The sequence below is a fragment of the Methylovorus sp. MP688 genome, assembly GCF_000183115.1.
Classification (GTDB): domain Bacteria; phylum Pseudomonadota; class Gammaproteobacteria; order Burkholderiales; family Methylophilaceae; genus Methylovorus; species Methylovorus glucosotrophus.
Window position 1 is genome coordinate 1,872,308 of sequence record NC_014733.1, and the last position, 18,455, is coordinate 1,890,762.

Here is an 18,455-nt window from a genome sequence, read left to right on the forward strand (position 1 = left end):
CTGCGCTTTGATGTTGATGATTCAAGCAATTATTATTCCAAAATTACACCAGTTAATGCCAAACCAGTATGGTTAAGACGGTCTATTGACAAAGTAGTAAAAATGCTAAAACCCTTCAAGTACATATTATCAGCATATGATGTCATCGTTTTTTAACTCCGTACGTTTTAACTTCCAATGAAATATCAATGGTCAGCTCTTATTATCGTGCTTGCATGCGGCATTTCTTCTGCAAATGCTGTTGATAAGAGACAATATGCCCGCCGGTGGCTATCACCTCGAGGTGATAGCTATAACCAGGGATATAGCCAGCTTTCTCAGTTGACGAACGCCAATGTTTCTCAGTTGAACCTGGCCTGGACCTTCTCCACCGGCATCACGCGCGGGCATGAAGGATCACCTTTGGTCATCGGCAATATTCTGTATGTGCACACGGCATTCCCCAATAACGTCTATGCACTGGACTTGAATCATCAGCAGAAAATCCTCTGGTCTTATTTTCCCAAGCAGTCGGACGATATACAGGGCATCCTCTGCTGCGACAATGTCAGTCGTGGTCTGGCTTATGGCGATAACAAGATTTTTTTGCAGCAGAACAATGGCATGCTGGTCGCACTTGATAGCCATACCGGACAAAAGGTATGGGAAAAGCAGGTCAATGATCCCAAAACTGGAGCCACCAACACCAACGCCCCTTATGTATTCAAAGATAAAGTGCTGACGGGCTGTAGCGGTGGCGAATTTGGTGTACGCTGCTTTCTGGCGGCCTACGCCATCAAGGATGGGCATGAGGTCTGGAAAGCTTACAGCATGGGGCCGGATGAGGATGTACGCATAGGCCCCGACTTCAATCAGGCTAATCCGCATTACAGCGCTCTCTCCGTTTACGAGGATGTGAATGGCGGCAACAAGGAAGGCGGCGCCTTCAAGGCCTTAAGCAAAGATCGGCTGGCATACCCGGAAAAAAATCTTGGCGTACGCACCTGGCTGAAGCCACAAGCCGCAGGCAATGGTTGGGAGCATGGCGGTGGGCCAGTCTGGGGATGGTTTTCGTATGATCCGGCTCTCAATCTGGTCTATTACGGCACCGGCAATCCGTCGGTATGGAATCCCGATGTGCGGCCCGGCGATAACAAATGGGCAATGACGCTGTTCGCCCGCGATCTGGATACTGGCATGGCGAAATGGGGCTACCAGCTCACCCCGCATGACGAGTGGGATTATGACAGCGTAAATGAGGTCATTTTATGGGATCACGGCAAGCAAAAACTGGCGACGCATTTTGATCGCAATGGCTTTGCCTACACACTGGATAGACGTGATGGCACCTTGCTCGTTGCTGCCAAAATGCATCCCTTTGTTAATTGGGCAACGCATGTGGACCTCGCTACGGGCGTGCCGCAAAAAGATCCGCGCTACTCCACGCATGAAGATCAGGAGACTGCCAACATTTGCCCCGCAGCCCTCGGGGCGAAAGACGAGCAGCCTGCGGCTTATTCTCCGAAAAGCGGCCTGTTTTATGTCCCGCTTAATCACCTTTGCATGCGGTATGAAGCCGTCGAAGCGAAGTACGTCGCCGGGCAACCCTGGGCTGGCGCCAGCCTGACCATGTTCCCCGGTCCGGACGGTGTCATGGGGGGCTTCATGGCGTGGGATGGACTGAAAGGTCAGGCCAAATGGTATAACCGCGAACCTTATCCCGTATGGGGTGGCGCGCTGGCGACGGCAGGTAATCTGGTGTTTTACGGCACGCTGGATCGTTGGTTCAAAGCTCTGGATGCACGCAATGGGAAGTTGCTATGGCAGTTTCAGGTGGGCTCGGGCGTGGTGGGCAATGCCATGACCTACGCCCATCATGGCAAGCAATACATCGGTGTGTATTCAGGCATCGGCGGCTGGGCAGGCATTGCATTGAATCAAGGGCTTACCCAGGATTCAGACGGCGCTGGCACGGCAGGCGCATTCCGCGACCTCGCGAAATACAATGCCGCGCCAGGCGGAGGCGCCTTGAATGTATTTGCGCTAAAAAATCCCTGATTTATCACAAAAATAGCGACCGCCATGCAAAAATGTAACGCGTAGGATAAATAAAGCCATTTAATTCTAATCAATAAAGAAGTTCAGGATGCACGCCATGAAAATTGCCTATCTTATTTTGGCTCATAATACGCCTCACCATCTAAAAAGGCTGATAGAGGCTCTTGCAAGCGATGATGCATATTTCTTTATACACCTTGATGCCAAATCTGATATGAACAAATATTCAGACATCGCACATCCGCACATCCAATTTACTTCACATCGCACTGATGTATTTTGGGGTGACTTTTCCCAAGTGGAAGCCACTTTGAGCCTGATCAGAGACGCGTTGCAATCTCCTACTAGGGTTGATCGATTGGTATTACTTAGCGGAGCAGACTACCCTGTGAGATCAAGAGAGTATATTGAATCTCATTTTGCTGCCAACCCTGACAAGGAGTTTATTGAATTTGTAGCCATGAACACGCCTGGTGCAGACAAATCAACAGCCAGGCTCGATGAGTACAGATTGCGCCCCAAACGTAATCTCGTGATCAGAGTAATTCATAGACTGTTATATACATTGAGAATATTTCCCTTGCACCGCGATCACACAAAACACATTCAAGGTTTAATCCCTTATGCTGGCTCCAATTGGTGGGCTCTGACGATGGATGCCTGCCAATATGTGCTTGATTACTGTAAAAGAAACCCGGAGTTTGTTAAGTTTTTTCAGCACACTGGCTGCTCAGACGAAACTTTCTTTCACACCATTTTGGGTAACTCAAGATTTAAAGAAAAAATTGAAAGGAATTTCACATACGCTGACTGGAGTGCAGGAAAAGCAAGCCCGGAGTTTATATCAGAAAAACATCTTCTATTTTTAACTACTGATCCAAAATTTTCCGATAATTCAATTTACGGTGGAGGAGAGATATTTTTCGCAAGAAAGTTCAGAGATGATTCGGCTGAACTTGTAAATAAAATCATTGAATCCAGAAAAAAAAGTCCTAATTAAATTAGTCTTAATTTCCACCATAAAAACTCAGAGTGAATAGGCAAGCACGCTCTTTTGTAAATTTGGAGAGTTTCTTTGATCAACGTCATTATTTACCACAATCCTAAATGCAGTAAGTCGCGAGAAACCCTGGCGTTGATTCAAAATGCAGGTATTTCGCCCAATGTAATTGAGTATCTGAATACACCACCAGACAGTACAACCATCGAGCAATGGTTAAAAGACAGCCGTATGGAAGCAAGGGACTTGTTGCGTAGTAATGAAGAAATCTATCAGGAATTGAATCTGAGTGACCTCTCATTATCAGATGAGGATTTAATCGCCGCTATGGTTAGCCACCCTGTGCTGATTAACCGGCCTATTGTCGTTACGCGTCATGGCACTCGCTTGTGCAGGCCCGCTGAGCGAGTGCTGGAGATATTGAAGCCTTAAAAATAACGGCTTAGGACATCCCCACGCTGGATAATCCATTTGGGGTAAAAATGATCCTTATCATGAAATACCTGCATCTTGAGTTCTTCATCGTAAATCTTGCATGTGTTATCCGCACACAAGTTCTCAAGTAATGATTCAGATGAAATAATACCGGGATACTTTTGTGCATACTGATCAAAAAGAGATGAGAACTCGGCTATTTCCTCCTGAAAATGTTGTTTGTCGATCAGCACATTGGCGTTAGTGTTCCAATACATTTTGCGGTAGATATATTGTGGCACCGAGTGCGGAAAACTTGGCGTACCACCTATCATGACAATATGAATATTTCGTTCAGCCGCCTTTTCAAGCTCTGCTCGCAGTACCGCGATAGGCGACTCGTCGGCAGGAAGACCGACGGTGGCCAAGCAACGATCGCCCTGGACCAAACACATTCCTGTCGTGTTCTTTGAAATCCCTGCCCAATTCGCTGATACAAATACGACATCATATTTGCCGGAGAGCGCTTTACTCCATGCCTCAGTAGAATATTGATCGCAGAAAAATCCCGGAACAGTTCTATTGAACCCTGGCACGGTAGGGCAACCGAGGGAGATAAAAAAATCTGTCGTGTACGGAGCTTTCTTTAGAAACCATGGATACAAATGCTGAGCGTGGGAGTCCCCAATCACGAGTGCTTTTTTGTTTGTACTTTTATCAATGGTACACGCTGTTAATTGATTAGCAGGCTTTCGATCATTTCCGCAGGGCTTTGGCAGTTTGAGTGATTCAGATTTACTCTGCAGTTGTGCGTAAAAATCGGCGTTATCTCTTACCCTGATATCGAGACCGTTAGTGAGGCTTAAGCCAAACGCCATGATGCCAGGAACAATGATAAGGGCCAGAGACTTCTTTACTATAGATATCTGACTTACGGGGTTCTTCTTACTAAAGTATTTCTCAACATAATTAAACGATAAAAAACCTAAAAGTATCGATATAAGAACACCGGAAATTTTTGCAAGACCAGTATATTTTTCTAATACCAAGGTGATTGTAAAGGCAATCACTAAGGGCCAATGCCATAAATAAATCGAATATGACCATAAGCCTATTTTTTGCAAGATTGGGTTATTAAACAGCACATTATCTCTATCGTTTGCGATCAACAGCACGAATGCCCCAAACACGGGAAAAAATGCATAGAAACTGGGCCAGAATTGCTCAAGTTTGAATTGCCTGACCGCAAAAAATGAAAGGATGATGATGGCGATTCCCAACAATCCAAGAAAACTACGTTGTCGCTTTGAAAATTCAACATGTCGAAAACCGATAAATGCAAGCCCGCCTGCGATCATTTCCCAGGCGCGCAATGGCAATGCAAAAAAAGCAGTAGATGGGCTTTTCTGGGAATAGACAATGCAAAATACAAATGAGACCAGAAATAGAACAACTAGTGATGTAAACATTCCGCGTTGAATGCTAATGGCTTTTGTTAAATTTCTTCTGGATAAACCCGTATAAATTAAGCCGATAATGAAGGGGTAAATCATATAAAACTGCCACTCGACCGACAGTGACCAGGTATGGAGTAACCATCGAGTATCATCGTCTCCTGCAAAATATCCTGAAGAGCCAAGGTAATAATGGTTTGAGATAAACAACACCGCATAGAGGGCCTGTTTAGCAAGAATCATTGCATCCCATGGAGGCAAAATTACAGCGCCGGCTATTAAAAGAGTCAGCAACATCACTCCCATTGCCGGCCATATACGTTTAACGCGCGACATTAAAAACTGGGAGTAATTAAAAGTGTTACTTTCTTTTCCCGTAACAATGATCTGTGTCATCAAGAATCCAGAGATCACAAAAAACACATCGACCCCAATAAATCCCCCCTGAGAAAGCGGCATTTTGAAGTGGTAAAAAATCACCATCAACACACTGAATGCACGTAAAAAATTAATATCAGTACGGAATTTATTGATCATATGTAGAGGTAGTGAAATAGGGGCATGAATAAGGGATTAAAGCATTATTACTTAACAGATTTCCTATGACGGCTATCGTTAATTAAACAGATACGATGCATCATGTGGCGTAATGTGACCATGAGGTAAGCACACCCCGGTTAGAGCATAGCTCGCAGGCGATACAGCGCCTCCAACGCCTGCTTGGGCGTCAGATCATCAGGATCAAGGCGCTCCAGTTCAGCCAGTGCGGGCGATACTTCCACTTGTGGCTCGGCGGCAGCCTGCTGGCTGAACATATCGCCTTGCGGGCCTGCCTGTATATTCTGCTGCTCAAGTTGCACCAGTTTGCGTTTGGCTGCATTGACAACGGAGCGTGGAATACCCGCCAGTTGGGCGACTTGCAGGCCGTAACTCTGGCTGGCTGGCCCCTCTTGCACGGCGTGCAGGAAGACGATGCCATTGCCATGTTCTACAGCATCCAGATGCACATTGGCGGCTTGCTTGAAATCTTCCACGAGCCGCGTCAGTTCAAAGTAATGTGTAGCAAACAAAGTGTAGCTGCGATTGCGCTCCAGCAGTTGGCGGGCGACGGCCCAGGCCAGCGAGAGGCCATCAAATGTAGAGGTGCCCCGCCCGATTTCATCCAGCAAGACCAGGCTGTACTCGGTGGCGTTATGCAGGATGTTGGCGGTTTCGGTCATTTCCACCATGAAGGTCGAGCGACCACCGGCCAAGTCATCCGAAGCGCCTATGCGGGTAAAGATGCGGTCTACCTGCCCGATACGCGCGGCCTTGGCGGGGACAAAGCAACCGCAATGTGCCAGCAGCACAATCAGGGCTGTCTGCCGCATATAGGTCGATTTACCGCCCATATTGGGGCCGGTGATCAGCAGCAACTGCCGATATGGCGTTAGCTGCACATCGTTGGCGATAAAGGGCTGCGCCAGTTGCTCCACCACTGGGTGACGGCCAGCGGTGATCTGAATACCCGCTTCAGCAGTAAATTCCGGCTGCACATAGTTCAGAGCCTGAGCGCGCTCGACAAAGGTCGCGATAACATCCAGCTCGGCCACGGCGTGGGCATTGGCTTGCAGGGCTTGAATATAGGGCGCCAGCGCATCAAGCAAAGCGTCATACAGCGCTTTTTCGCGCGCCAGCGCACGCTCATTGGCGGAGAGCACTTTGTCTTCAAAGGTCTTGAGCTCGGGCGTAATAAAACGCTCGGCGTTTTTAAGGGTCTGTCGGCGGCGGTATTCGGCAGGGGCATGCTCGGCTTGCGCGCGGCTGATTTCAATGTAAAAGCCATGGACGCTGTTGTATTCCACCTTGAGGTTGGCCAAGCCGGTACGGGCGCGCTCTTCTGCCTCAAATTTGAGCAGAAATTCACCACAATTGGTTTGTATGCCACGCAGCTCATCCAGCTCGGCATCATAGCCATCGGCAATCACCCCGCCCTCACGCAGCACGGATGAGGGCTCGGGGCGTATGGCTGCAGCAAGCAAGGATGTCACCTCGGCGGGCGGCTGCAGCAAGGCCATCGCCTGCTGCAATAACGCGGATGGCAAGCTGGTCAGGGACTGCTGAAGTTCCGGTAATTGCTGCAGGCTATCGCGCAGGCCGGAAAGATCGCGTGGACGCGCGCTTTTCAAGGCCACGCGCGCGGTAATGCGTTCGATATCGCCAATGTTGTTAAGCAGCTTCCGGGGGGCTTGCAGAGCATCGCCTTGCAATAGCGCAGCAACGGCCTCCAGGCGCGCCTGTATCGCGGCATGATCCCGCAGTGGGTGATGCAGCCAGTGCCGTAGCAAGCGTGCGCCCATGGCTGTGCGGCAGGTATTCAGCAGTGAATACAGGGTGGGCGCGGGTTCGCCGCGCAGGGTTTGGTCTATCTCAAGATTGCGACGGCTCGCAGCATCAAACTGAATATATTCGCCGCTCTGCTCCACCGACAAGGCATTGATGTGCGGCAGACTACTGCGCTGGGTGTGCCGCACGTAATCCAGCAACGCTCCTGCAGCCGAGATGGCTTGGGTGAGGTCGGCACAGCCAAAGCCAGCGAGGTCATGCGTATTGAATTGTTGCGTGAGCAACTGCGTGGCGGAGTCGAGATCAAATTGCCATGGCGCCAGGCGTTTTTTCGGGCATTTCAGCGCTTCAATGCTGGGATGCTGGTAACCATCGGCCAGCAGCAATTCAGCAGGAGAAATACGCTCCAGTTCCTGCGCCAGCAGGCCAGGGGCGACTTCGGTGAGTACAAGTTGCCCGGCTGCCAGATTAATGCGGGCAAGGCCGACAATCCCCTCCCCGGCCGATACGGCGACCAGCAGATTATCGCGAGTGTCATCCAGCAAGGCACTATCGGTGAGGGTGCCTGGCGTCAGGATGCGCGTGACTTGCCGATCTACCGGACCTTTGCTCTTGGCCGGGTCACCGATCTGCTCGCAAATCGCCACCGCCTCGCCCAGTTTGGCCAGCTTGGCCAGGTATTGCTCAGCGGCATGATAAGGCACACCGGCCATGCGGATGGGCTCGCCATTGGAAGCACCACGCTTGGTGAGGGTAATGCCCAGCAGCCTGGCAGCTTTCTCGGCATCATCATGGAACAGTTCATAAAAATCGCCCATGCGATAAAACAGCAGCATGTCAGGATATTGCGCCTTGATCCCCAGATATTGGCGCATCATGGGCGTATGATTTTCAGCAGATGGGCTTGGCGTATCGACAGCAGTGGTGGTCATGGGTTGAGCAGTGATTCCGTAGCGGAGTTAGTGCGCTGTTAAAGCCGCATTTTCTTGTTAACATGCAAAGCATGCTCTCTGAACTGGCAATATTTTAAATCGTATGCCATTTATTTGCAGATTAAACATGGCGGTTTCCGCCTTTTTTATCTCTGCCCTGCCTGTGGCATGGGCAGGCGATGGTGCGTCAACTGAGTCCATCCCCTGCGGCGTAACGACACCCTATCAATTGCAGCCCTCTGCCGATGCGCAGGCCCAACAGCGTCAAACGCTCTCTGCCAAGCCGCATGCCAAATCCATCCTCTCCGCCGCCCGCAGTTCCGGGCTGGACCCTTGCCTGGTGCATGCCCTGATCTCGGTGGAGTCAGGCTATCGGCAAGATGCCATCTCCAGCAAAGGTGCCATGGGCTTGATGCAGGTCCTGCCCGAAACCGGCAATCGGTTTGGTGTGACGAATAGTGCAAGCTCGGTCAGTGCCAATCTCAAGGCTGGCACGCGCTATTTCAGCCTGCTGCAGAAGAAATATCCCGGCCGGCTGGACCTGGCGATTGCGGCCTACAATGCAGGTGAAGGCGCGGTGGAAAAATACGGTAACGAGATTCCGCCTTATGCAGAAACCCAGGCGTATGTGCCCAAGGTGATGGCGCAATATGAAAAGCTCAGCGGCAAGTCCATCAAACAACAGCCACAAAACCAGCCCCGAAAATACATCGAGGGCACCACATTGGCGCCCTCGACCTTGAAAAGTTACCGCATGACGTCGCAGCGGTAAGCTATCTCATTACTTCTTCTTGCCAACCAGGCCTTCAGCGGCGATGGCTTCCAACAAGGCACGCAGATCCTTGCCGCACTCAGGGTGCTTCAGACCCAGACGCACGGTAGCTTCCAGGAAACCGGACTTGGAGCCGCAATCGTAACGCGTACCTTCAAAGCGGTATGCCAGAATCTGTTCTTCGCTCAGCAAGCTGGCGATCGCATCGGTCAATTGCAGCTCGCCACCGGAACCGGCTTGCAGGTTTTCCAGATGATGGAAAATACGGGGCGTCAGGATATAACGGCCGACCACACCCAGGTTGGAAGGCGCTTCTTCTGGCTTAGGCTTTTCCACGATACCAGCCACTTGCTCAATGCCATTGCTCATCGGGTGGGTTGCCACAATCCCGTAGCTCTTGGTCTGATCGCGCGGCACTTCCTGCACGCCGAGCAGTGAGCAACGGTAATACTGGTAGGCATCTACCATTTGTTTGACCACAGGCACTTTGGCATCAATCAAGTCATCCGCCAGAATCACGGCAAATGGATCATCATTCACCACAGGCTTTGCCAGCTTGACCGCATGGCCCAGGCCCAGCGCCTGGTTTTGGCGGATGTAGATGCAGTTCACATTCTTGGGAACAATATTCTGCACCACAGACAGCAATTGCTTCTTGCCATTGCGTTCCAGCTCGTTTTCCAGCTCGTAGGCCATATCGAAATGGTCAGAGATGGAGCGCTTGTTACGGCCAGTAATGAAAATAAGATCGGTGATGCCAGCAGCAACCGCTTCTTCAACCGCGTATTGAATCAATGGCTTGTCGACGACAGGCAACATTTCCTTGGGATTGGCTTTTGTAGCCGGCAGAAAACGCGTACCCAGGCCCGCGACCGGGAAGACTGCCTTAGTGACATTTTTTTGACGCATTTGAGTTTAATCTCCCAACAGGTTGGATGATCGCTGAAAAGGGGTTGCGATCATCGTGATAAAAATCATTAATGTAATGTACACCAATGACCGAAATATTAAATAGCCCTTAAGGACCAATCAAACAGGCTTGCCAACTGTTTTGGACTCCCACTGCCAGGCATGCTGGATAATCGTGTCCAGATCGGCATACACCGGTTTCCACCCCAGCTCACTGCGCGCAAGTGAGGCATCCGCCACCAGTCTGGCCGGATCACCCTCACGGCGCTCGCCTTCAGCCACCTTGATCGGCTTGCCTGTCACTTTTTGCGCCGCGGCAATCACTTCCTGCACAGAGAAGCCAGCACCATTGCCCAGGTTATAACGGCGGCTGATGTTGGTTTCCATCAATTTGCGCAAGGCCAGCGAGTGCGCGCTGCACAAGTCGACAATATGAATGTAATCGCGGATGCAGGTACCGTCTGGCGTATCGTAATCGCGACCAAACACCGTAATGTTGTCGCGTCGGCCGGAGATGGCCTGCAATACCAGCGGAATCAGATGCGTCTCGGGCTCGTGACGCTCACCGAGCTGGCCTTCAGGATCAGCCCCCGCCGCATTGAAGTAGCGCAGGCAAACCGACTTGATGCCATAAGCGCGCTCATAATCGCCCAGCGCCTGCTCCACCATCAGCTTGGAACGGCCGTAGGGATTCAGCGGGTTCTTGGCATGCGCTTCGTCGATCGGCACATACTCCGGCTCACCGAAGACAGCCGCAGTGGATGAAAAAATAAAGTAATTCACCCCATTCTTCACCATGGCATCCAGCAGATTCATGGTGTTGGTAAAGTTATTGAGGTAATACTTGTCCGGGTGCCGCACCGACTCGCCAACCTGAATATAGGAGGCAAAATGCATGACAGCATCGGGCGCGTGTTTCACAAACACCTCATCCAGCGCCGCCTTGTCAGCCAGGTCCGCCTGCACAAAGGTACCGCCGACCACTGCATCACGATAGCCAGACGACAGATTGTCAAACGTGATGACATCATGGCCTTCGCCCAACAGCATTTTCACCATGTGCGAACCGATGTATCCGGCACCACCTACCACCAAAACTTTCATCGCCAACCCTTTCTTCCCGTTCTTTTAAAATTCTTATTTGCGGCCATATGTATCTTCAAAACGCACAATGTCATCCTCACCAAGGTAACCACCCGATTGCACTTCGATCAGGTGCAAAGGCAGCTTGCCGGGATTTTCTAGTCTGTGCGTAGTGCCGATCGGAATATAAGTAGACTGGTTTTCACATAACATTTCGGCTTCACCATTCTTGGTCACAATAGCAGTACCACTCACCACCACCCAGTGCTCTGCCCGATGGTGGTGCATTTGCAATGAGAGCTTTTCGCCGGGCTTGACCATGATGCGCTTGACCTGAAAACGCTCAGCCGCATCAATACCTTCATACCAACCCCAAGGGCGGTATACGCGCGAATGGTACTCGTGCTCCTTGCGCCCCTGCTCTTTCAGATAATCGACAATCTTTTTCACATCCTGCGCAGCGTCTTTATGTGCAACGAGGACGGCATCACTTGTTTCCACAATGATGAGATTTTCCACACCCAGCGCAGCGACCATGCGGCCTTCACTGCGCACCATGGAGTTTTTGACGCCATTGAGGTAAACATCCCCTACCGTGACGTTGCCCGCATCATCTTTGTCCAGCACATCGGCGAGTGCCGTCCAGGAGCCAACATCACTCCAACCAATATCCACAGGGACTACGGCGGCGTTGCGCGTGTGCTCCATCACCGCATAGTCGACCGATTGCGATGGGCATTCCTTGAAACTGGCTTCATGCAAGCGCACAAAGTCGAGATCAGTGTAGCTCTGCTCCAGTGCCTCGCTGGCCTTGCTGGCGATCTCCGGAGCAAATTGGGTGAGCTCTTCCATGTATTGCTTGGGACTGAACAGGAACATGCCGCTGTTCCAGTAGTAATCCCCCGAAGCAAGATACTCCCTGGCTGTTTCAAGATTGGGTTTTTCAACAAAGCGGGAAAGCTCAAAACTGCCGGGGCAACTGGCAAGCGCTGCGCCGCCCTTAATATAGCCGTAACCGGTTTCAGGAATAGTAGGTTTAATGCCAAACGTTACCAGGCGGCCTTGCTGCGCGGCCTCAGCAGCAATGTCAATTGCTGCAGCAAATGCTGCATGATCTTGGATAACATGATCCGCAGGCAAGACCAACATCATGAGATCATCTGCCGCATCCTGTTGCAGACAACTTGCGGCAACCGCAATAGCTGGTGCGGTGTTGCGTCCGGCAGGCTCCAAAATAATGGCTCTTGGTTTGCTACCTATCTCGAGCAGCTGCTCCGCCACCAGAAAACGGTGATCATTTCCACATACAACAATAGGCGCTCCTATCGACTTTACGCCCCCGAGACGCAGCAAGGTTTCCTGCAACATCGAATAGCCAGAGGTCAGTGGCAATAACTGTTTCGGCAACGCCTGTCTGGAGAGGGGCCATAATCTGGTGCCGGATCCCCCTGACAGAATAATTGGAACTATGGTCATATGCGTCTCGCAATTAATTTTTATGATGATTCAATTCTCTTACAATACTATTGTATTTAACGCACTCATCAAGGAGTAGACATTCGATTACTACTTCCTTGTTTTGCGATTCACACGCAATATATAGAAGAATTTCACTATATCCACCGAATATCGTTTGATTAGCCTTTTAGGCTCAAGGCATAGCCTGTAAAACCATTCCATGCGTACTTTTTGCACCCATAGTGGCGCACGCGCTTTGGTCCCAGACCAGAAATCAAACAATGCACCCACACCTGAAATAACGGGGATATCAAGTTGGTGAGCATGTTGCAGTATCCATTCCTCTTGTTTGGGATTACCCATCGCAACCAGCAGCAAATCTGGTGCAGCTGCCTTTATCCGGGCAATCAGGCTTTGCTCATCGCGCATGCTTGCATATCCATCCGCATATCCGGTAACCAGTTGGTTCAGGTTCTGGATGACATGCATGGCCGCTTTTTCTACAACTTCTGGTTTGGCGCCAAGCAAAAATACCCGCATGGGCTTGCTAGCATGGCTAAGCAGATATGGCGTGAAATCTGTCCCATTCAGGTTGCATGAAAAACGTTTTCCGGTCAGAAGCCACTTAGCAATATCCATACCGATACCATCGTTCACAATAATGACATCCTGATTATCAAGGCTTTGCCTTAGATGATCACATTGCACAATAAAGTTGGTATTGGCATAAAACAGCAATGTTTGATGTCCAGCAGCTATTCGTGCATATATTTGTGCTGACAGCCGCTCCGGGTTTGTCTCCAAAACCGGATAGTTTGCAATTTCTACCGTTTTATCTGCATTACTCACGTATTACCCAATCCTCAATCTCAAGCTCATCTGTTTGCAATCATTTACTTAAGAAATATTGATCTTGTCTCCATTTTGAGACACCTGATCTGCCACTGGCTTGGATTTTTTCCCCCACCGTTCACTGAGTGATTTGCCTAAGCGCATGGCCGGGCCTTCATAGTATTTGGTCGAAATATGCGCCACCAGAAAAATCGCTGCAAACAGCAATGGGCGCTTCATGTACTTTTCTAACAACGTGTCACCGGTGCCCAGCCATGTATCAGCCAACAGGGGGTGAACTACATACAGGGCATAAGAAATACTAGCCACGTAAAAAAGCCACCGATGGTACAAAAAGCGGGTGTAAAGCTTGTCAGGATTGGTCAGAGAAATGCCCACAAGCAGTGCAGCAAAATAAGGCCTGAGGTAATTCAGAGGCCCTCCGGAAGGATGGCATGAAATCAGCAATAGAATGGCGATCAGCCAAAAATTGGTGCGTGTCATCAGGTCTCTGACTTTATTTCCCAGATGACCTCCGAGCACCAATGCAAGGGTGGCCCCAGTCAAAATTTCATCTACGCGAAAATGGGTAATTACAGAGGAATACATGCCTTGGCTAAGACGTAGCAAGGTGATCAAAACGCAGAGTATCGGAATTAACAATAACCCTTTTTTCTTGAGTAGCGCCACCAACAATGCCACGCCAAGATAAAAATGAATCTCCACGCAAAGGCTCCACATATGCTCTGTTATGTGAGGGATAAATGGCTTGGGTGGATAGTTGGCATAAAACAGAAAGTGAGCCAGCCAGGTTTGCATGTCGGCCGAATAAATCAACAGCGAAACTGCCATATACAACCACGCAAGCGGCAATATGCGGAATAACCTCCGTATAAGGAAACCAACAACATCCTGATTTTTAATTAGGATGTTGGTAACCAGGAACCCCGACAAGGTAAAAAAAAGTGACATACCTAATAAGCCGGCAGCAAAGTTCAATAGCCATGCGTGTGGCCCCAAAGGCAACAAATGGCATGCAAGGACGATGAGAATACTCATTCCCCGCCATCCATCCAAGGCTTGAAAGCGATTACCCTGCACGCATGTATTCCTTATTATCAATCACGTTTGGACCTGACCCAGTTCACCTGACGTTTGATCAGGAATTTCACATACAACGGTATTTTTGCAAGAGCATAAAGTGGTGCATATGCCAGATTGGATAATGACAAAATATGTCGCCCATACTTAAGCCAAGCAAGAAAAACGCCAATCCCAAGCAGCACGAATAAAACTGGCCCCAACACCCAAGGCATGAGTCCGGTGCTGAAAATAAGCACGGTGATGGACAAACTCGCTATCGCAGTTACCAGAAGGGTTAATAAAGCCAGTGGCGGAACCGCCATATCCAGGGACAGCGCCAGCAAGCCAGGATTAAGGGTCACTAGGCCTCGAAAAATCATGGCGGGTGCCTCTTTTACTATCATGCCAAGATGCCCATGCTCCCAGCGAGTGCGCTGTGTTTTGAGACCCTCATTATTCAGAGGAAAAACACTGGTCACTTCCGCTTCAGGACAAAATAATGGCGCCTTACCAGCGGAGGCAAGCTCCAATCCCAGCTTTAAATCTTCCACGATATGCCCACTGGCAAGATTAGCCTGCTGTATCAATGCCCAGGGAAAGGCCATGCCAGTCCCCATTAGTTGACAAGGCAAACCCAGCACCAGATAGCCTGAGGCGCGTGCATAGTTTTTAACTTCCCAGGCAAACTCAGCAATGCGCGTCTTCAAACCAGCACCTTGGGGCGAGTACATGCGGTATAAAGCCTGCACAGGCTTTTGTGTTTCAAATGCTTGTTGAGCCAGTACTTCGAGTGCACGAGGCTTAAGCAAACAATCCGCATCTACGACAATGACGACTTCTGGCCTTGTGTGTGATTCAAGATAGCGAACACCATGATCTAGGGCATAACCTTTACCACGTAATGTTTCATTTTGACGCACGAGCACATGCGCCCCTGCAGCTTGGGCCTGTTGCGCAGTGTCATCACTGCAATTGTCGGCAATGACGATCAGTTGGTCTTGTGGTTTGAGCTGTTGCTGGAGACTATGCAAGGTAGGAAGAAGATTTTCTCCTTCATTGTGTGCTGGCACAAGAACCGCAATGGAAAGCGCCTTTCCTGAATGCCCCTGCCGCGATTCATGTAAAAAAAAGGAAGCGACAACCTGAATAAGAAATACCAACACAGGGATAGATAACAGCAAAAGAACTAGCAGGAAAACTGCGGAAACAATCCACATAACATATTCCTCGAAGATTAATTTTCACCTGTCAATACAGGCCCGAATCTGGCAAATGCGAGATAGTGTGAGTGTGCCATCAACTATTAGATGGCTCAGCCGATCAGACAATTAACAATATCTGCGAACGATGATGACTGCGTAGCGATACCTAGGTGGACGTGCGACTCCATCAATGAAACTAACATGGTGACACAATGACCATTGACTCAAGAATCATCTTGGATATGCTTCTCCAGCCAGGCGAGAGACTCGCCTCACTCATCCCTGTTGAAACAGCTTATCCAATTTTTGAACCTCAGCATCGATGGCATGGCGCTGTATTACGCGAGTGAAACCTGCTTCGCCCATGGCATTCAGTTTATCTACAGGAGTGTTTAAAAAGTCGACAATGGCATCGCGCAGTGCATATACGTCGCCAGCAGGGAACAGCCAGCCATTTTCATGATGTACCACCAGCTCGGGAATGCCGGCTACATAAGTGGTAAGAACCGGCCGCTTAAGCGCCAGAGCCTCCATGATGACGACCGGAAGGCCTTCAGCAAAACTCGGAAGCACCAACGCACTGGCATTGAGGATCTCTTCTCGTACTTGATCACCGCTAATCCAGCCAGTAATTTTTACTTGTTCTTGCAAGCCTAATTTTGCAATCTGCTGTTCGACAATAGCACGCATCTCGCCATCCCCTGCCAGCACCAGCTCAAAATCCAGCCCCATCTCCTTGACCAGATACGTCGCCTGTATTAGCAGTAGCTGGCCCTTTTGCTCGCATATGCGGCCAACGCAAACCAACCTTGAGCGCTGGGGCAATGCAACCGCAGGTACTGAATAAAAGCTTTCTTCAAGTCCGCAATGAACAACATGAATTTTTCCCCAGTCTTCAAAATCTGCCCAGCGGTATAGCTGACTCCGGGTGTAAGAACTGATTGCGGCAACAAAGCGGGAATGCCGGATTTTGTCGCGTAAGTGAATGAAGGTAGTCTTGTCGAACTCTTCAGGACCATGCACGGTAAAACTGTACGCCGGCCCCCCCAGCAAATAAGACAGCATGACGACTTCAGCAGAATTGGTCCCAAAATGGGCATGCACGTGCGCGACGTTTTTTGCACGCGTAATGGCCACCACTTGGCATGCTTCCATCAAATAGATCAGGTGATATGGCCATGACCGATCAGCGCGTAGGCCAAGACGTAAAGCCAGCATGGTCGTCTTCAAAAATCTGACTGGGTTTTCCAGAAAAAGACCTGCCATGGTTTTCATCATCGGCAGCAAACCACGGTTGAGGATGAACTGCGTTTTATCGCGCTCGGAAACATCCTCTTCATCTACCAGCTCAGCATCCCAGCCTCGGAGCGCGATACGCGTTACCTGGTGTCCCTGTTTTTCAAGGGCAAGAATCTCTCTCCGTATGAAACTATGGCTCACTTTCGGATATTGATTAATGAAATAAGCTAGATGCATGAATGCTCTTGATGGATGGATTAATGAAAAATATAAATGGGCTAAAGCGGGCCACTTCCAGCATGTCAAAACTGTGGCGTAGGTTGAATACTTTCAGAATCACGCTCTTTTTTAATTAACGTATTCAACCCGACTACCAAACCGATAAAGAACCAGAAGTACCAGTTAAAGCTCAGGTAAAAAAGCATATTGTCCGAGTAGGAATACAGGCAATACTGCAGCAGCTGCAATATCGCAATACCGCTCAATAGCAGTTTAGCTTTTCTTAATGGAAAAATTTTAAAGGCAGAGGCTGCAAACAACGTGATATAGGCCAGCACACCAAATATACCCAAGTCAAAAAATAGCTCGACGTATACATTATGCGCACCGGTTTTAAATCCTCCCGACAAGGGAAAGAAAATTACCGAGTAATACATGAAGCCCTCTGAGCCGTATCCAGTAAGGTACTTGGCTGGTTCCATCCAGTTTATAGCCGACTCCCATATGTATTTACGCCAGGCAAACGAATTCAGCTTGGCATACGCCACGACCTCATTACCCGAATTCAGATCCAGAATTCGATCTCGGACTTCGGGAATCATAAAGGCAATAATCGGAAGGGTAATCACAACGAACAGATATTTACGCTCAAAGAACAAGCCATATAGCACTAGCCCCGTACCGAATCCTATCCAGGCACTGCGGGTCTGGGTCGCAAGCAACATTCCAATCAATACGATCAAATAAAAAGGGAATAGCTTTTTTACTCTTGGTCCAAAGACTTGAGCATCTGCTTTCCATAGATAAAAGCCTACCGAGATGATCAATGTAAGATAGAAAGCCAGAATATTAGGATGGTCAAATGTACTTTCCAGACGATTTCCATTAAAGCCCTTCAAATGCAAGGCAATACTGAGCAGGCCATAGCCCACTGGAATAAGGCTGGACATTACGATAACTTTCATCCATTTGTAAAAATCCTGATGCGTTTTAACAAGATAAATACCCAATGCAAAAACAGCAGCAGTCGATATCAAGGATAGGTAAAGTTTGACGGAAAGAAAGATCTCTGGAGCTTTAACCACGCCGATCCCATACATAATAAGAAACGGCAACCAGACGACCACCACCAGTTTTCTTTGTGATTTTTCCATACGGTACATGGCGAACAAACCAATAATCAGAACCAGGGCATTTAATACTGCACCCAGCCCGAATGGGCCTAGCTTGGTATTGTCCAGAATCGCATCTAGCCCAGACCGGAAAATAAGGATGAGGAGTAAAAGGAGGTATTTATCGACAACGAACAAGATGCCAAGCAGGATGGCAGCAGGCACAGCCAACAGCAATGCATATTTGTTGCCTGCGATATCCACAAATGCAGAGGAAAATGCGCCAGCAATCAGGATGAGCAGTCCCCACATTACAAGCACGACGGCACTAAATGCCATATTTTTTGGATTCAACTTCTGCAATTGCATCTCTTTACTGGTATGT

General features: G+C 49.3%; 14 protein-coding genes. 4 read left to right on the plus strand and 10 right to left on the minus strand.

Annotated elements, in window-relative coordinates; genetic code table 11:
• Nucleotides 1-177: 177 nt before the first annotated feature.
• The 3 genes from MPQ_RS08915 (at nt 178) to arsC (ending at nt 3,469) form a co-directional block, all read left to right on the plus strand.
• Nucleotides 178-2,037 (plus strand): methanol/ethanol family PQQ-dependent dehydrogenase, encoded by a 1,860-nt coding sequence (locus tag MPQ_RS08915; RefSeq protein WP_041362229.1) that lies wholly within the window; start codon nt 178-180, stop codon nt 2,035-2,037.
• 97 nt (nt 2,038-2,134) lie between these two features.
• Nucleotides 2,135-3,037 (plus strand): glycosyl transferase family 14, encoded by a 903-nt coding sequence (locus tag MPQ_RS08920; RefSeq protein WP_013442594.1) that lies wholly within the window; start codon nt 2,135-2,137, stop codon nt 3,035-3,037.
• Between the two features lie 75 nt (nt 3,038-3,112).
• The gene (gene arsC / locus MPQ_RS08925; RefSeq protein ID WP_013442595.1) at nt 3,113-3,469 is read left to right on the plus strand and encodes an arsenate reductase (glutaredoxin); all 357 of its coding nucleotides are present in this window, start codon (nt 3,113-3,115) and stop codon (nt 3,467-3,469) included.
• Here the strand turns inward: arsC and MPQ_RS08930 are convergent.
• Together MPQ_RS08930 and mutS are read right to left on the minus strand one after the other, a co-directional pair.
• Nucleotides 3,466-5,442, minus strand: coding sequence for an acyltransferase family protein (locus MPQ_RS08930; RefSeq protein WP_013442596.1), 1,977 nt, complete (start codon nt 5,440-5,442; stop codon nt 3,466-3,468). The two genes, arsC and MPQ_RS08930, sit on opposite strands and share 4 nt — an antisense overlap.
• 140 nt (nt 5,443-5,582) lie before the next feature.
• Entirely contained in the window at nt 5,583-8,162 is a 2,580-nt protein-coding gene (gene mutS, locus MPQ_RS08935; protein ID WP_013442597.1) for a DNA mismatch repair protein MutS, read from the minus strand.
• Nucleotides 8,163-8,289: 127 nt separating this feature from the next.
• On the opposite strand from mutS, the gene MPQ_RS08940 reads away from it, so the two are divergent.
• The gene (locus MPQ_RS08940; RefSeq protein ID WP_013442598.1) at nt 8,290-8,934 is read left to right on the plus strand and encodes a lytic transglycosylase domain-containing protein; all 645 of its coding nucleotides are present in this window, start codon (nt 8,290-8,292) and stop codon (nt 8,932-8,934) included.
• Nucleotides 8,935-8,943: 9 nt separating this feature from the next.
• On the opposite strand, the gene galU is transcribed toward MPQ_RS08940, so the two are convergent.
• The 8 genes from galU to MPQ_RS08980 form a co-directional block, all read right to left on the minus strand.
• A complete protein-coding gene (gene galU / locus MPQ_RS08945; protein WP_013442599.1) occupies nt 8,944-9,843 on the minus strand; it encodes a UTP--glucose-1-phosphate uridylyltransferase GalU in 900 nt (299 codons plus the stop codon).
• Nucleotides 9,844-9,963: 120 nt separating this feature from the next.
• A complete protein-coding gene (gene galE / locus MPQ_RS08950) occupies nt 9,964-10,947 on the minus strand; it encodes a UDP-glucose 4-epimerase GalE (protein ID WP_083801061.1) in 984 nt (327 codons plus the stop codon).
• Nucleotides 10,948-10,980: 33 nt separating this feature from the next.
• Nucleotides 10,981-12,402 carry a mannose-1-phosphate guanylyltransferase/mannose-6-phosphate isomerase gene (locus tag MPQ_RS08955; RefSeq protein ID WP_041362231.1) on the minus strand — a complete coding sequence of 474 codons (1,422 nt, stop codon included), beginning with the start codon at nt 12,400-12,402 and terminating at the stop codon, nt 10,981-10,983.
• 90 nt (nt 12,403-12,492) lie between these two features.
• Nucleotides 12,493-13,233 carry a WecB/TagA/CpsF family glycosyltransferase gene (locus MPQ_RS08960; RefSeq protein ID WP_049821895.1) on the minus strand — a complete coding sequence of 247 codons (741 nt, stop codon included), beginning with the start codon at nt 13,231-13,233 and terminating at the stop codon, nt 12,493-12,495.
• Between the two features lie 48 nt (nt 13,234-13,281).
• Nucleotides 13,282-14,316, minus strand: a complete 1,035-nt coding sequence (locus MPQ_RS08965) for an acyltransferase (RefSeq protein WP_255348594.1) — start codon at nt 14,314-14,316, stop codon at nt 13,282-13,284.
• A 17-nt stretch (nt 14,317-14,333) separates the two neighbouring features.
• Nucleotides 14,334-15,515 carry a glycosyltransferase family 2 protein gene (locus tag MPQ_RS08970; protein ID WP_013442606.1) on the minus strand — a complete coding sequence of 394 codons (1,182 nt, stop codon included), beginning with the start codon at nt 15,513-15,515 and terminating at the stop codon, nt 14,334-14,336.
• Nucleotides 15,516-15,776: 261 nt separating this feature from the next.
• Complete coding sequence (locus MPQ_RS08975; protein WP_013442607.1) at nt 15,777-16,976, minus strand: glycosyltransferase family 4 protein; 1,200 nt, start codon at nt 16,974-16,976, stop codon at nt 15,777-15,779.
• Between the two features lie 65 nt (nt 16,977-17,041).
• Complete coding sequence (locus MPQ_RS08980; protein ID WP_168088811.1) at nt 17,042-18,433, minus strand: O-antigen ligase; 1,392 nt, start codon at nt 18,431-18,433, stop codon at nt 17,042-17,044.
• Between the last annotated feature and the right edge of the window lie 22 nt (nt 18,434-18,455).

Coding starts and splice junctions, on each gene's coding strand:
- galE (WP_083801061.1), bottom strand. CDS start 10,947: ATGAAAGTTTTGGTGGTAGGTGGTGCCGGATACATCGGTTCGCACATG.
- MPQ_RS08975 (WP_013442607.1), bottom strand. CDS start 16,976: ATGCATCTAGCTTATTTCATTAATCAATATCCGAAAGTGAGCCATAGT.
- galU (WP_013442599.1), bottom strand. CDS start 9,843: ATGCGTCAAAAAAATGTCACTAAGGCAGTCTTCCCGGTCGCGGGCCTG.
- MPQ_RS08970 (WP_013442606.1), bottom strand. CDS start 15,515: ATGTGGATTGTTTCCGCAGTTTTCCTGCTAGTTCTTTTGCTGTTATCT.
- MPQ_RS08940 (WP_013442598.1), top strand. CDS start 8,290: ATGGCGGTTTCCGCCTTTTTTATCTCTGCCCTGCCTGTGGCATGGGCA.
- MPQ_RS08915 (WP_041362229.1), top strand. CDS start 178: ATGAAATATCAATGGTCAGCTCTTATTATCGTGCTTGCATGCGGCATT.
- MPQ_RS08930 (WP_013442596.1), bottom strand. CDS start 5,442: ATGATCAATAAATTCCGTACTGATATTAATTTTTTACGTGCATTCAGT.
- mutS (WP_013442597.1), bottom strand. CDS start 8,162: ATGACCACCACTGCTGTCGATACGCCAAGCCCATCTGCTGAAAATCAT.
- MPQ_RS08955 (WP_041362231.1), bottom strand. CDS start 12,402: ATGACCATAGTTCCAATTATTCTGTCAGGGGGATCCGGCACCAGATTA.
- MPQ_RS08920 (WP_013442594.1), top strand. CDS start 2,135: ATGAAAATTGCCTATCTTATTTTGGCTCATAATACGCCTCACCATCTA.